The organism is Halobellus sp. EA9 (assembly GCF_051195055.1).
GTDB lineage: Archaea > Halobacteriota > Halobacteria > Halobacteriales > Haloferacaceae > Haloquadratum > Haloquadratum rubicundus.
This window is the reverse complement of sequence record NZ_JBNTJW010000012.1, coordinates 1-12,081: the sequence shown is the minus strand read 5'-3', so window position 1 is coordinate 12,081 and position 12,081 is coordinate 1. Positions and strand designations below refer to the sequence as shown.

Here is a 12,081-nt window from a genome sequence, read left to right as displayed (position 1 = left end):
TACCGCTGCCCTCCGTACCGACGGTATGGCGACGAGTCAGGGCACCTGGGGCTACCGCGACCGCTTCGGCGACGCCTTCGCGCGGACGTACTTCCGCCGCTTCGGGCCGGGCGTCGCCTCCAGCGTCGGGCTCGGAACGTACCTCGGCGATCCGACCGACGACGTCGACGCGGGCTACCGGGAGTCGATCGCGGCGGCGCTCTCGGCCGGCATCAACCACGTCGACACCGCGATCAACTACCGCTGCCAGCGCAGCGAGCGGATCGTCGGCGAGGCGCTCCGCGAGGCCGACGTCGACCGCGAGGAGGTCGTCGTCGCGACGAAGGGCGGCTTCCTCCCGTTCGACGGCTCCCGCCCCGCGGACCCGGCCGCGTACGTCCGCGAGACATTCGTCGAGCCCGGCGTGGTCGCGCCCGAGGATCTGGCCGGCGGGAGCCACGCCATCGCCCCCGACTTCCTCGATGCGATGCTGGACCGCTCGCTCTCGAACCTCGGGGTCGACACGATCGACTGCTACTACGTCCACAACCCCGAGACGCAGCTCCGGGTCCGGAGCCGCGAGGCCGTCTACGACCGGCTCCAGGCCGCCTTCGAGACGTTAGAGCGCCGCCGCGCCGCCGGCGACATCGGGATGTACGGCGTCGCCACCTGGGAGGCGTTCCGCGTGCCCCGCGGCGACGACGCGTACCTCTCGCTCCCCGAGGTCGTCGCCCGCGCGGAGCGAGCCGCCGAGGCGGTCGGCGTCGACGGCGTCGGACTCGGGGCGATCCAACTGCCGTTCAACGTCGCGATGGCGGACGCCGTCACCGTCGCGGCGCACTCGCACCCGGACGGAGAGGGCGACCTCAGCGCGCTGGAGTACGCCCAGGAAATCGGTCTCGACGCCGTCGCCAGCGCGACGCTGGCCCAGGGCGACCTCGCGTCGTCGCTCCCCCCCGAGGTCGACGCGGAGTTGGCGGGCGACACCCCGGCCCAGCGGGCGATCAACTTCGCGCGGAGCGCGCCGGGGGTCACGACGGCGCTCGTCGGCACGAGTTCGCCCGCGCACGTCCCAGAGAACGTCGCGGCCGGGACTTTCGAACCGCTCGGGGCGCGGGCCTTCGATGCGGTCTTCGAGTAGCTCGCCTACCGGAGTTCCTTCCACTCGCTCCCGCAGTCGGGGCAGTGCCGTACCGTGTAGACCTCGTCGGGGTCGTTCTGGGTCTTCAGCGACTTCCCGCACTCCGAACACGTGAGCCGGCCGTAGGTGTCCTTCTCCAACTCCCCGTCTCGGAGCCCCTTCCGTGTCGACTTCATACGTGGTACGTCGCAGGCCCGCAGTAAAAAGATCCGTATGCCGGACCGGGCCCAGGCGGACTCGCGGGATGGCGACCGAGCGCGCGCGGACCGCAAGGGTTGACAGCCCCGCCCGCGAACCCCGACTGTGTCCCGGGGTCGACTCTTCGGTACGCTCTGTTCGATGATCTTCCTGGCCAACCTCGCGCGGGTCGTCTTCGCGCCGCTCCTCGGGGAGTTCATCGCCGTCTTCGCGATCGGCGAGGGGACCGCGGGCCTGATCGCGACGCTCGCGTGGCTCGGGAGCGCCCTGCTCCGGATCCCGACGGGCTGGCTCCTCACCCGCGTCCCGCGCCACCGCGTGATTCTCGCGACCGGCGCGGTGCTCACCGTCGCGGCGGCGCTCACCGCGAGCGCGACGTCCATACCGACGCTCGGCGTCGGCGCGCTCTGTATGGGCCTGTCCTCGGGCGCGTACTTCGTCGCGGCCAATCCCCTCGTCAGCGAGCTGTACCCCGACCGCGTCGGCTGGGCGCTCGGCGTCCACGGGATGGCCAGCCAGGTCGCCGCCGTCGCGGCCGCGCCGCTCGTCACCCTCGTGCTGACGCTCTTCGTCGACTGGCGGGTCGTGTTCGTCTGCATCGCCGTCGCCGCCGCGGTCGTCACGCTCGTGCTGTCCGTCGCCGCGCGGACCACAGAGCTCCCCGACGCGGGCGCCGCGGACCGCGACATCGTCGGCGCGGTCCGGGCGGAGTGGCGGATCGTCCTCCTGACCGTCGTCGTCGTCGGCGCGACCGGCTTCGTCTGGCAGGGGCTGTTCAACTTCTACGAGCTGTATATGGGGACGAAGGGCATCGGCGACGCGACCGCGAAGAACCTCCTCACGGTGATCTTCGCGGCGGGCGTGCCCGCGTTCTTCGTCTCCGGCCGGCTCGCCGACCGGCTGCCGCGCGTGCCGTACATCCTGGCGATCATCAGCGCGTTCACCGTCTCCGTCCTGCTCCTGACGGTCACACGCGGGCTCGTCCCCGTCGTCGCGCTCACGGCCGTCATCGGCTACGTCGTCCACAGCCTCTTTCCCGCGATCGACACCTACCTCCTCGACTCGCTCCCGGGCGAGACCCGCGCCAGCGCGTACTCGTGGTACTCCGGCGGGATGATGCTCGTCCAGGCGACGGGCTCGTCGGTCGTCGGCGCGCTCCGGGAGAGCGGCCTCGCCTACGACGTCATCTTCACGCGCCTCGCGCTCGCGCTCGGCGTCGTGGTGGCGTGTCTGCTCGCCCTCTATCGGACCGATCGGCTGCCGTCGTGAGTCGGCGGCGACGCCGAATCCGCGCCTCCGGAACCCCCGCGCTTTTGCACGTTCCGTCCTGAGAGAGCGTCGATGGAGTACGTGCAAGCGCGGGTGACGACGCTCCACGACCTCGCGGACCCGATCCCGACCGCTCCCACGGACCGGGCCGCCGTCCTCGTCCCGATGACCGAGCGCGACTGCGAGAGCGCCGCCGCCGACCGGGTCTTCGCGACGCTCGAACGGGTGGCGCCCGGCCGGGTCGTCGTCCCGCTCCGCGCCGAGGCCGAGCGCGTCGGCGCGGTCCGCGAGTGGCTCTCGACGTACGATCTCGACACGGAACTGCTGTGGTGCGACGGGCCGCGGATCGCCGCCCTGCTCGCCGACGCCGGCCTCGACGGCGCCCGCGGCAAGGGCCGCGACGTGTGGCTGGGGCTCGGCCGCGCGACGACCGAGGAGTTCGTCGCCGTCCACGACGCCGACACGACGACCTACGACGAGTCGTTCGTGCCCCGCCTGCTCTTCCCGCTCGCCCGGGGCTACGACTTCTCGAAGGGGTACTACGCCCGCGTCGAGGACGGACGGCTCTACGGCCGGCTCTTCCGGCTGTTCTACGTCCCGCTCGTCCGCGCGCTCTGCGATGCGAACCCCGAGCCGTTCCTCCGGTATCTGGACTCCTTCCGGTACGCGCTGGCCGGCGAGTTCGCCGCCACCGCGAGCGCGGCAAAGCGGATGCGGACGCCGCGGCAGTGGGGCCTCGAAGTCGGCACCCTCGCGGACGCCTTCGACGTCGCGGGCTTCGACCGGACGGCGCAGGTCGACCTCGGCAGGTACGAGCACGACCACCGCGCCGTCGACGGCGCGGCCGGGCTCTCCGAGATGAGCGGCTCCGTGGGCGAGACGCTCCTGCGGAGCGTCCGCGAGCACGGGATCGACGTCGACTTCGGGACGCTCCGGGAGCGCTACCGCGAGGCCGCCCTGCGGCTCGTCGACCAGTACGCCGAGGACGCGGCGTTCAACGGCTTCGACTTCGACCGCGAGGGCGAGCGGACGCAGGTCGACCGCTACGCCGACGCGGTCTGCGAACCGACCGGCGGCGACGACCGCCTGCCGCCCTGGACCGAGGCCCCGCTCGACCCCGATGCGGTGGCCGCGGCCGCCGCGGCCGACGCGGAGGACGCGGCGTTCGGGGACGCGGGACGTCGCGGCCGGCACGCCCGCTCGGATTCGCGTTCGGACTCGGACGTCGCGGCCGGAACGCGCGCGGACGGCGACGGGGAGGTCGGCACCGAGCCGGATCCTTCTGAAGCGCCCCCCGGGGAGGCCGGCGAATGACCGACGAGGCGCCCGAGGACGACTCCGGCGCCGACGCCCCCTTCGACGGCGACGACCTCGCGGGGGTCGTCGACCTCTTCGGCGCCCTCACCCAGGCCGAACTCGAACGCGCGCTCGACGAACTGGCGTTCAAGCGCGGCGACGACCTCGATGCCGACGCGGTCGCCGCCGCCGTCGACGCCGCCGTCGCGTCGTACGCGCTGGTCCGATACGACCCCGGCGCGGACGGTGCGGCCGGCGACGGGACCACCGACGAGGATCCCGACGCGAACGCGCTCCTCGCGCCCGGTCCGGCCGCCTTCCCGACGCTCCCGCCGAACGCGGAGGACCTCCCGCACATCCTGGACGTCTCGACCCGGGACGTCGACCGCGAGGCCGCGGCGGCGGCCCTCGCCGAGCGGCTCCGCCGCGACGCGAGCCGCGCGGTCGACGAGGGGGACGCGGCGCGGATGCGCCGGCTCCTCGACGTCACCTACGACGTCGCGGTGTGGTCCGACGCGGTCGCCGTCGACGACGTCCGCGAGCGACTGGACGCCGCGCTCGACGACGGCTGACCTCTCGGCCCCGATCTTTCACGATCCTTCAGCGGACAGTATAAGCCCCCGCGGGCCGTATCGGTCGGTACGATGGATCTCTCGCGGGTGTCGAACCACGCGCCGTCGGCGGTCACCGACGCGGGCCAGCAGGCGGCGGTCCTCGCGCCCGTCCTCGTCCGCGACGGGACCGAGCACGTCCTCTTCACGAAGCGGGCGGACCACCTCGGCGAGCACCCGGGCCAGATGAGCTTCCCCGGCGGCTCCAGGGAGCCCGAAGACCGGGGGCTGGAGTCGACGGCGCTCCGCGAGGCCAACGAGGAGATCGGGCTCTACTCGGAGGAAGCGGCCGTCTTCGGCCGGCTCGACGACATCCGGACCGTGACCGACTACTCGGTCCGCCCGTACGTCGCGGGCGTCCCCGACCGCGACTACGACCCCGACGAGCGGGAGGTCGCCGAAGTCGTGGCGCTCCCGGTCCCCGAACTGATCGACCTCGACAACTACGAGTCCGAGCGGCGCGAACACCCGGTGTACGGCGAACATCGGGTCCACTACTTCCACGTCGGCGACTACACCGTCTGGGGCGCGACCGGCCGGATGCTCGTCCAGCTCTTGGAGCTGACGACCGAGTGGACGGCGCCGGAAGACGTCGACCGGGTGGTCGACGCCGACGCGGAACTGTCCGTCTGAGATCTATTCTTCGACCGTAACGCCGTCGTCGTCCGACCCGCGCTTCGGCAGTCGCACGCGCAGCGTGCCCGCGTCGGTCACCGTCGCGGTCGCGTCCGCGGCGTCGACGTCGGCCTCCGGCGGGAGCGCCGCCGACCCGTCGAGGGAGAGGCCGCGGCCGGGGAACCGCATCTCGAAGCCCTCGTGGAAGTCGCGGAAGCGGTCGATCCGCACCTCGACGACGCCGTCCTCGAAGCGGACCTGCACGTCCTTCTCGCGGACGCCCGGCGCGTCGAAGACGACGAGGTAGGCCTCGTCGCTCTCCAGGACGTCGTGCGGGAGCGGCTTGCGCTCCTGGACGCGGGCGACGCTCCGCCCGACGCGTTCGAGGACGTTCCCCGCCAGCGACTCGCCGATCTCGCGGAGGCGGTCTGCGCCCTCGAACGGTCTACCCGAGTCCCGGAAGCCGCTCATAGCTCGATCGCCTCCAGCGGCTCGCTCTCCCGGCAGTACGGGCAGACGAAGTCGCCCACGCCGACGTCCTCGGGCATGTCGTAGGTGTAGTGGTTATCCATTGTTGAATGTGTATTCGATGTGTAATCGAACCCTGTTTTTATAAGCGACGGCGTATAGAACGCTTCTGCTATGTCGCGCATAAATTTCGTTGTAGCCGAAAAGCAAAAAGAGTTATTCGAGGAGTATGTCGGATCAGATCCCGAATTTGAAAGTCTATCGCACTTTTTCAGAGTTGCAGCTAAACGGGAAATGAGAGAGGATGAGGGTAGCAAGCCCTCACCAGAAATAGTCGATAGGCTCGATGAGTTACAAGATCAAGTTGAGGAGTTAGCAACAGAGGTGAAAGGAATTAATGCTCGTCTCGATTCTGGTGGAACTGACATTGAGTTGGTAGCTGAGGAAGTGAGAAAGACTCTACAGACTCTCCCACATCCCTCCACATCTGAGGTCGCAAATTCCGACAAGACCGTAGACGAATTGCAGACCCAGTTTGCCTATACCATTCTTGAACAGGAATACCCAACTACTGTAGAAGATTTAGCCCAACATCTTGAAGAAGATAAGAACGACATAGAGCTGGCTATCGACCATCTGAAATCTAACCACATTCCGATAGTTGAGAAAGTACTGGAAGATAACAAGAAGCATTACTTCAAGGAGGGTGAGCGGAGATGATTGAGGTAGCAGAGGATTTTTTGCACCGGCTCGAAGGGAAACGAGCAGAAAGTACGGTAAAAGGTCATAGAAGCAACCTCAGAACGTTCTCCGAGTTCCTACAAAAGAATGATATTGACCCATTAGAATTTGACTGGATTGATCTCGAAGACTTTTTAGAGGGACAAGAGGCCCAGGGATACTCCAATCATACGGTTAGGAACAGATACGTTTCAATCCGTATGCTATACTCACGTCTCGAAAAGAAAGGGATTGTAGACCAGAACCCTGCTGATAGAATCAGCATCGGGGAGATAGCGGATAGAACGAACAAGCGGAAAGAGCAGAAGGGCGAAGAGCGGGTTTGGCTGACCAAGGACGAAATCAGCAAGATTACAAACTCGGCCCCTCAGCCAGTCGTGAGAAACCGTCTTATTATCCGGTGGATGTACTATACTGCGTGCAGGCGTAGTGAGGTAGCTAACGTGAAATTGGACGACTTAGACTTTGAAAAGCGTAAGTTCACAGTCTACAGTCCAAAGAAGGGGGAGGTAATAACGGGGAGATGGCATCCAGATCTTGACGCACTCTTAGATGAGTGGCTAGAGGTTCACCGACCCAGCTACGTCACTGAGGCCAGTGAATATTTGTTCATCACTGAGCAGGCGGAGCAGATTGCTCCAAACCACATTTCAAGAGTTGTCCGTGAGTCAGCAGACCGAGCAGGCATTCAGGAAACTCTATATGAGGATATGCAGGGGAATGAACGGAAGCGAGTCACTTCACACTCACTCAGACACTCCTTTGCGGTTCACTTCCTCCGGCCACCTAATGCTGGATCCTTCGAGGAATTGAGAGAGATTCTGGCTCACGAGGACGTGACTACGACTCAGATCTATGGGAAGATTTTGGAGGACGACGTAGATGAAGCATATCAGCAGAGTACATCAAGTCTGAATGATGATTCTTCTGATCAGCACTTAGAACAGAAATGCGAGATATGTGGTGAAACAAGATCAATGATGGTCACTCACCACATCAGCTACAAGCCCGAAGAGGTTATGGAAATTTGCTCAAACTGCCATTTAGAAATCCATCAACAGCCTAGCGAGTACTCCCATCTGATGCCAGATATTACTCGGAAAGAAGCAAAGGAGAAGGGTTGGATTTAGTTATAACTCGATCAACTCTAAACAGTCGGAGCCGCCACACAGCGGACAATTCAGGTCAGAGACTGTTAAATCATCGTCTACATCATACGTATAGTGATTCTCAAACATATCTAGCTCACAGTTCGACGAAGTACATCTGAGTTCCTCAGTTGCAGGCATACTATATGCTAAAACCGCGGAGGCTAATCAAGATTGGTTTTGCGGGTGTGTACTCGTCTCATCTATTCAAAATAGAATTTAAGTACGGTTTTTACCGTCTACGCTCGCTGTAATGCCAGAAGACACAAAAAATAGCGAACTACCGCAAGGTTGGGAAAATAAGGAATACGAGCGTACAAGCCGTTCTAAGCTCTATGCTGTGTTTCAGCATCGAGACTCTGAAAAGGAGGTTCACATTGTACCCTACAAGACATTTGAATCAACGGGCTTCACAGATTCACATCGAGTTACAATCGAGACTCCTGAGAGCGGATTAGAGGTATTTGCTGAAGGGTTGGAAGTGGAACACCCAAACGAAGCGCAGGAGGCAGCAGAAGAGCTAATGTCCTCAATTTAGCCGTTTCAAAGGCTTATAGGCTATATTTCTATACTATTTTGGATAGAATTTAAATACCGAATCACCGTCTACGTCTGACGAACCGGCGTAATTATCGCAATACTGCCGGATCCTGAACGGAGATTCAGCTATGAAAGAAAACTCAGCAGACGAAAGTCTCTCCAGCCGATCTTGTGACCGCTGTGGTTCCTGGTCGGCAATCGGAGCAGAGTACTATGAACAGTATCGAGTACCTGACAGATACGAGCGCCTCTGTCGAGACTGCGCGAAGGAGACGAACACCCACTTGGCAGAGGAGATGAGCGACGAGGAGTTGATAGCGGCGATAATGGATGACTCGATAGGCTACGCGAGCCCAGCTCACGCAGAAAAACACGTCCAAGACTACAGAGAAGGTGAAGATACGGCATACTGTGAACGTGGGGCAGCGGTATTTGACCGTGACCTCAGTGCTCTGATTGAGTCGGCCAGAGCACACTGGCTACCAATTCAGGAGAATAATCCCGAGAAGGCAGAGCAGTTACTCGAAACGGTAGAGCAGTGGCAGGAAGTCGAGGAACAGGTAGGTCCAGCAGCCAGTATGGGTATCTCGGTTCTGTATCCTACGCACGCTCCCACGGGGGCAGGAGGTGGTGAGAATGAATGACGTTACCTGCGGAATGTGTGGCGAGCCTTGGGAGTATTACTACCTGACACACGAGTTGGCCGAAGACAAGAAAGAAGACATTCTTCGGGGTAACGGCTGTCCGGCCTGTTCGTGGGGTAGCAGTGATCGAGCCACTGGAAATTATCAGCTCGAACGGATTCAGTCAATCTCACGGAACACCGATCTCGATCCAGTCAAGTACTCAAATCTATGAGAGATGAAGAGCCGGATATCGAGATTCCAGACGGATGGACTGTCTCTCAGTACCGTTTCAGCGGCAACTTCAAGCTAATCGCTGAGTTCGAGCATAGAGAAACAGGAGTTGAGGTACGCTGCACTCCCTACAAGACATACTCTGACCAGCCTGGATTCTGCAATGCTCATCGAGTGATCCTCGTCGATCCAGATGATGGAGTCGAAGAAATAGCAGTAGGATTGGAACTGGAGTACATCGAAGACGCTGAACAAGCAGCACTCGATGCTATGGAAGAATACTCCGAGGGATTGTAGATGATGTAGAACCGCGTTTCGAGCCGATCAATGGTATGGTTCCATATTCCTAACGTAGCACTGGGTCAAAGCCCTCCAGATTTTGATTTTTGTAGACCACTAGACTGGGAATAGAGCCCGTAACACGGCCGATCCCATCCATTGTTTCATAGAATTACGACCGCTAATTTATCGCTGAGCCACACGAAAAACTCACAGCATAGCTACCGGATAGAATGTCAGTCGGCTTTAGGGCGTGATCGGGGGCAGCATCGTTGTGCGGTTTATTTCATAGAGGTGCTAGTGAATCAGCCGTGAGAGTGTGCTTGCTTAGTGAACGTCGAGGTTTCTGTCAAATCGAGATTGTATTGAGAACGCCCTGCTGAATACAAGGCGCATATACAGCATCACTCTCCTCCGTGGTGAGATCGGTCCCGCCGGATAGGAAAGCGGGTCAGAATCCGCGCTCCGCAAACGTTGCCTGTGCCCGTTCGTATGCCGCCTCACCCCTGCTCGTGTAGAGAGAAGGAAGACTCACACGCCGCTTGACGGTGGACTTGCCGTCGGTGTAGGTGATGATGAGGCGGGGGCGCGTCAGTCCCTTTGTGCCACGGGTGGCAGAGACATCGTTGATTGCGGTGAGAGGAATTCGATTCGGAGACCTGAATCCTCGCGCGTAGTTCAGTCCCCACAACAAAATGAACAGACCAACCAGGGTGCCGATAAGCAGATACTTCTCACTTCGGATCAGATTCACGATTCCCCACACTCCGAATACAACTGCAAATACATACCCGGCAAAAATCGCTTTCTGCCGCCACGTATCACCCTTCCAATACTCAGCGTAAAGCGACTGAATGTACCCACTGAAGGATTCCTCGATGTGAACAGCGTCGTCAGTGACTCGAACGGTACCGCGCTTGGTCGGAAACGAGTCGGTGAAGGGCATATCAGACAGTGCCACCCGAAAAATAATATATATTACGTAATATCGAAACTATCTCGTGGTTGTAGACGAGCATTTGTCCGAACGGCAGCGACACAAGAACGAGACCAGCGGCGTCTGTCAATTGTGCCGAGCGTCGTATGTAGAGTTCACAGATCGACCAATGGCGTCGAGCGGCCGCACGCACGCTTTGTTCTTTCGACGTGTCTGTCGGGCGGGCAGCGGGCCCGACGACGGCAGCGAGCCGTAGCGGGTCTTACCAAGATTTTGAGTGGGTGTTTCTGTCGAAGCCGTTGGTAAGACTGCGCCTGGCAGCGACGCGCTACGCTAGCAAGTCGAGACCGCCGACTAACTGTCCTCTGACAGAACGAGCCTGTAAGATGGACAGCGCGTATGCATCTATCGTATAGCCCTCCATCACCAGTACAGGATTAACTGACCAATCCCAACGGATTTTCCCTCAGCCGAAGGTATACTGGTATATGCGAAACTTGGCAATCGGAATCGGTGTTGTCGTCGTTATTACGGCCTCTATGTTTGTGATGTCTCTTGATGGCGATGGGCTCACCGTATCTGAAGAGCTGAACCACGGAACATCGCCGCTTAAGCAAGACACCGACGGAGATAAACTCACTGATGCTGCCGAGGTGACGGCCTATCGGTCAAGTCCTACGGATACCGACACGGACGGTGATGATCTCAATGACAAGTCCGAGATTCAAGAAGATTCCGACCCCACGCGAGCAAACAGCGACGCTGACGCGCTCCGCGACTACCGCGAGTTCAGCATCGGGACAGATCCAACAGTAGCCGATACCGACGGTGACGGGCTTTTGGATGGGGCCGAAGTACAGCGGTACCTCACAGATCCGCTTGAGAGGGATTCTGATGAGGACGGGGTGCCTGATTACACCGAAGTAACTGGATGATTCTCGGATGAGATGCTGGTAGAATGATGTCGTAATAGAAGTCGGCTGAAGCGACTCCCCCTGTGCTGTACTCATCCTCTACATCTCGCACGGTCTTTTTGACCGCGCTCTGGTGGATTACCCAGTGCCGTACAAGATACAGGGCGCGTAGTCAGCACACAGCTACAGGGGAAATACCGAGGATCACCACAGGCTTTTCATCGGATCGGAACAATCGTATTTTAATGCCTATCGAAGCAGAGGAGTGGGAGAGCCGAACGGCTTCCGAGGATGTATGGGATGAGGACAACGATCCGTTGGGCACCGAAAAGCGGCTCATCGTGGCGTTTCTCGGTGAAGACGTTGAGAAGGCATACACGAAGACTGAGATCATCAAAGGCGTCGAGTTCGCTGCCGACGACGCTCCGGACACCCGACGTGGGGTACTCGGGGGGATCGGGGACGCAGTACTGGACGCGGTTAGCCACGCCGCGGCAGCCGGCATAGTTCTCGGTGATCTGGACCAAGCTCTTGAGGAACTGGTTGATGCTGGCGTGGTAGAGCACCGAGAAATCGATACTTCGGACGGCACGAGAACATACTATCGTGTCGCCGGCGGTCCGGAGTGAGTCACCGGTGCTAATCCGGTGAGGTGGTGCTGAACCGATGCTCTACACCGGTCACGCTGATTCTGATAGAACATAGATGAGTCGATAGCACCCAGATTTATGACTGGTGTCGTACAACAGTCGTTTGATGCCCTCCAATGACGACCGCAGCTTCACCGAGAGAGCTGCGGACTTCCTAGATAGTATCGGCCTTGAGGACTTGACCGAGGATTATCGTGAGGTGAACAACGCCGGTGATGATAGACTGGCAGACGCGTTCGATCCACTTCCCGGCACTCTCGCGGAAGTCCCCGAAGTCCACGAAGTGAACAAAGTGAACACGCACCGCGATGGCGATGACATTCTGGTTCCCGTCGTTCCGGTGATTTTTGAGGACGCGGGTGAACCCGCTATGGACACTGTCTGGGACGTGGGCGGAACTACCCTCGAAGCTATCCATTCGGTCTTCGAGGAGTTCCA

The 12,081-nt window shown here is 60.8% G+C and carries 17 protein-coding genes and 1 pseudogene; 13 read left to right on the top strand and 5 right to left on the bottom strand.

Going from position 1 to position 12,081, the window contains the following annotated elements; genetic code table 11:
- Nucleotides 1-25 precede the first annotated feature (25 nt).
- Nucleotides 26-1,120 (top strand): aldo/keto reductase, encoded by a 1,095-nt coding sequence (locus ACQUQ0_RS14695; RefSeq protein ID WP_435186155.1) that lies wholly within the window; start codon nt 26-28, stop codon nt 1,118-1,120.
- A 5-nt stretch (nt 1,121-1,125) separates the two neighbouring features.
- On the opposite strand, the gene ACQUQ0_RS14690 is transcribed toward ACQUQ0_RS14695, so the two are convergent.
- On the bottom strand, nt 1,126-1,296 hold the full coding sequence (locus tag ACQUQ0_RS14690; protein WP_435186153.1) for an HVO_0758 family zinc finger protein: 171 nt from the start codon (nt 1,294-1,296) through the stop codon (nt 1,126-1,128).
- 163 nt (nt 1,297-1,459) lie between these two features.
- Here ACQUQ0_RS14690 and ACQUQ0_RS14685 point away from each other — a divergent pair, with 163 nt between their 5' ends.
- The 4 genes from ACQUQ0_RS14685 to ACQUQ0_RS14670 all read left to right on the top strand — a co-directional run bounded on the left by ACQUQ0_RS14685 (nt 1,460) and on the right by ACQUQ0_RS14670 (nt 5,127).
- Entirely contained in the window at nt 1,460-2,587 is a 1,128-nt protein-coding gene (locus ACQUQ0_RS14685; protein WP_435186326.1) for an MFS transporter, read from the top strand.
- A gap of 72 nt (nt 2,588-2,659) precedes the next feature.
- Nucleotides 2,660-3,901 carry a glycosyl transferase family 2 gene (locus ACQUQ0_RS14680; RefSeq protein WP_435186151.1) on the top strand — a complete coding sequence of 414 codons (1,242 nt, stop codon included), beginning with the start codon at nt 2,660-2,662 and terminating at the stop codon, nt 3,899-3,901.
- Nucleotides 3,898-4,455, top strand: a complete 558-nt coding sequence (locus ACQUQ0_RS14675; protein WP_435186149.1) for a DUF7109 family protein — start codon at nt 3,898-3,900, stop codon at nt 4,453-4,455. Before ACQUQ0_RS14680 ends, ACQUQ0_RS14675 begins: the two co-directional genes overlap by 4 nt.
- Nucleotides 4,456-4,527: 72 nt before the next feature.
- Nucleotides 4,528-5,127, top strand: coding sequence for an NUDIX hydrolase (locus tag ACQUQ0_RS14670; protein WP_435186147.1), 600 nt, complete (start codon nt 4,528-4,530; stop codon nt 5,125-5,127).
- A gap of 3 nt (nt 5,128-5,130) precedes the next feature.
- Here the strand turns inward: ACQUQ0_RS14670 and ACQUQ0_RS14665 are convergent, their stop codons facing one another.
- Nucleotides 5,131-5,580 (bottom strand): Hsp20 family protein, encoded by a 450-nt coding sequence (locus tag ACQUQ0_RS14665; RefSeq protein WP_435186146.1) that lies wholly within the window; start codon nt 5,578-5,580, stop codon nt 5,131-5,133.
- A pseudogene (locus ACQUQ0_RS14660) lies at nt 5,577-5,672 on the bottom strand (DUF7559 family protein); the annotation flags it as partial. The gene ACQUQ0_RS14665 and the pseudogene ACQUQ0_RS14660, both read right to left, overlap by 4 nt.
- Nucleotides 5,673-5,751: 79 nt before the next feature.
- Between ACQUQ0_RS14660 and ACQUQ0_RS14655 the strand changes: the two are divergent.
- Together ACQUQ0_RS14655 and ACQUQ0_RS14650 are read left to right on the top strand one after the other, a co-directional pair.
- Complete coding sequence (locus ACQUQ0_RS14655; protein WP_435186144.1) at nt 5,752-6,297, top strand: hypothetical protein; 546 nt, start codon at nt 5,752-5,754, stop codon at nt 6,295-6,297.
- A complete protein-coding gene (locus tag ACQUQ0_RS14650) occupies nt 6,294-7,448 on the top strand; it encodes a tyrosine-type recombinase/integrase (protein ID WP_435186143.1) in 1,155 nt (384 codons plus the stop codon). Before ACQUQ0_RS14655 ends, ACQUQ0_RS14650 begins: the two co-directional genes overlap by 4 nt.
- Here ACQUQ0_RS14650 and ACQUQ0_RS14645 read toward each other — a convergent pair whose 3' ends face one another.
- Nucleotides 7,449-7,607, bottom strand: a complete 159-nt coding sequence (locus ACQUQ0_RS14645; RefSeq protein ID WP_435186141.1) for a DUF7559 family protein — start codon at nt 7,605-7,607, stop codon at nt 7,449-7,451.
- A 112-nt stretch (nt 7,608-7,719) separates the two neighbouring features.
- On the opposite strand from ACQUQ0_RS14645, the gene ACQUQ0_RS14640 reads away from it, so the two are divergent.
- From ACQUQ0_RS14640 to ACQUQ0_RS14630, 3 genes are all read left to right on the top strand, one after another.
- Nucleotides 7,720-8,004, top strand: a complete 285-nt coding sequence (locus ACQUQ0_RS14640; RefSeq protein ID WP_435186140.1) for a hypothetical protein — start codon at nt 7,720-7,722, stop codon at nt 8,002-8,004.
- Between the two features lie 298 nt (nt 8,005-8,302).
- Nucleotides 8,303-8,650 carry a hypothetical protein gene (locus ACQUQ0_RS14635; protein WP_435186138.1) on the top strand — a complete coding sequence of 116 codons (348 nt, stop codon included), beginning with the start codon at nt 8,303-8,305 and terminating at the stop codon, nt 8,648-8,650.
- 210 nt (nt 8,651-8,860) lie between these two features.
- A complete protein-coding gene (locus tag ACQUQ0_RS14630; RefSeq protein ID WP_435186136.1) occupies nt 8,861-9,160 on the top strand; it encodes a hypothetical protein in 300 nt (99 codons plus the stop codon).
- A 433-nt stretch (nt 9,161-9,593) separates the two neighbouring features.
- On the opposite strand, the gene ACQUQ0_RS14625 is transcribed toward ACQUQ0_RS14630, so the two are convergent.
- The gene (locus ACQUQ0_RS14625) at nt 9,594-10,088 is read right to left on the bottom strand and encodes a hypothetical protein (RefSeq protein WP_435186134.1); all 495 of its coding nucleotides are present in this window, start codon (nt 10,086-10,088) and stop codon (nt 9,594-9,596) included.
- 479 nt (nt 10,089-10,567) lie between these two features.
- Between ACQUQ0_RS14625 and ACQUQ0_RS14620 the strand changes: the two genes are divergently transcribed.
- The 3 genes from ACQUQ0_RS14620 to ACQUQ0_RS14610 all read left to right on the top strand — a co-directional run.
- A complete protein-coding gene (locus ACQUQ0_RS14620; protein ID WP_435186133.1) occupies nt 10,568-11,014 on the top strand; it encodes a hypothetical protein in 447 nt (148 codons plus the stop codon).
- A 224-nt stretch (nt 11,015-11,238) separates the two neighbouring features.
- Entirely contained in the window at nt 11,239-11,622 is a 384-nt protein-coding gene (locus ACQUQ0_RS14615; RefSeq protein ID WP_435186131.1) for a hypothetical protein, read from the top strand.
- Nucleotides 11,623-11,749: 127 nt separating this feature from the next.
- Nucleotides 11,750-12,081 (top strand): hypothetical protein (locus tag ACQUQ0_RS14610; RefSeq protein WP_435186130.1); only part of this gene is annotated, 332 nt, incomplete at its 3' end.

Coding starts and splice junctions, on each gene's coding strand:
- ACQUQ0_RS14655 (WP_435186144.1), top strand. CDS start 5,752: ATGTCGCGCATAAATTTCGTTGTAGCCGAAAAGCAAAAAGAGTTATTC.
- ACQUQ0_RS14690 (WP_435186153.1), bottom strand. CDS start 1,296: ATGAAGTCGACACGGAAGGGGCTCCGAGACGGGGAGTTGGAGAAGGAC.
- ACQUQ0_RS14665 (WP_435186146.1), bottom strand. CDS start 5,580: ATGAGCGGCTTCCGGGACTCGGGTAGACCGTTCGAGGGCGCAGACCGC.
- ACQUQ0_RS14695 (WP_435186155.1), top strand. CDS start 26: ATGGCGACGAGTCAGGGCACCTGGGGCTACCGCGACCGCTTCGGCGAC.
- ACQUQ0_RS14680 (WP_435186151.1), top strand. CDS start 2,660: ATGGAGTACGTGCAAGCGCGGGTGACGACGCTCCACGACCTCGCGGAC.
- ACQUQ0_RS14630 (WP_435186136.1), top strand. CDS start 8,861: ATGAGAGATGAAGAGCCGGATATCGAGATTCCAGACGGATGGACTGTC.
- ACQUQ0_RS14620 (WP_435186133.1), top strand. CDS start 10,568: ATGCGAAACTTGGCAATCGGAATCGGTGTTGTCGTCGTTATTACGGCC.
- ACQUQ0_RS14685 (WP_435186326.1), top strand. CDS start 1,460: ATGATCTTCCTGGCCAACCTCGCGCGGGTCGTCTTCGCGCCGCTCCTC.
- ACQUQ0_RS14640 (WP_435186140.1), top strand. CDS start 7,720: ATGCCAGAAGACACAAAAAATAGCGAACTACCGCAAGGTTGGGAAAAT.
- ACQUQ0_RS14625 (WP_435186134.1), bottom strand. CDS start 10,088: ATGCCCTTCACCGACTCGTTTCCGACCAAGCGCGGTACCGTTCGAGTC.
- ACQUQ0_RS14650 (WP_435186143.1), top strand. CDS start 6,294: ATGATTGAGGTAGCAGAGGATTTTTTGCACCGGCTCGAAGGGAAACGA.
- ACQUQ0_RS14670 (WP_435186147.1), top strand. CDS start 4,528: ATGGATCTCTCGCGGGTGTCGAACCACGCGCCGTCGGCGGTCACCGAC.
- ACQUQ0_RS14645 (WP_435186141.1), bottom strand. CDS start 7,607: ATGCCTGCAACTGAGGAACTCAGATGTACTTCGTCGAACTGTGAGCTA.
- ACQUQ0_RS14675 (WP_435186149.1), top strand. CDS start 3,898: ATGACCGACGAGGCGCCCGAGGACGACTCCGGCGCCGACGCCCCCTTC.
- ACQUQ0_RS14635 (WP_435186138.1), top strand. CDS start 8,303: ATGAGCGACGAGGAGTTGATAGCGGCGATAATGGATGACTCGATAGGC.
- ACQUQ0_RS14615 (WP_435186131.1), top strand. CDS start 11,239: ATGCCTATCGAAGCAGAGGAGTGGGAGAGCCGAACGGCTTCCGAGGAT.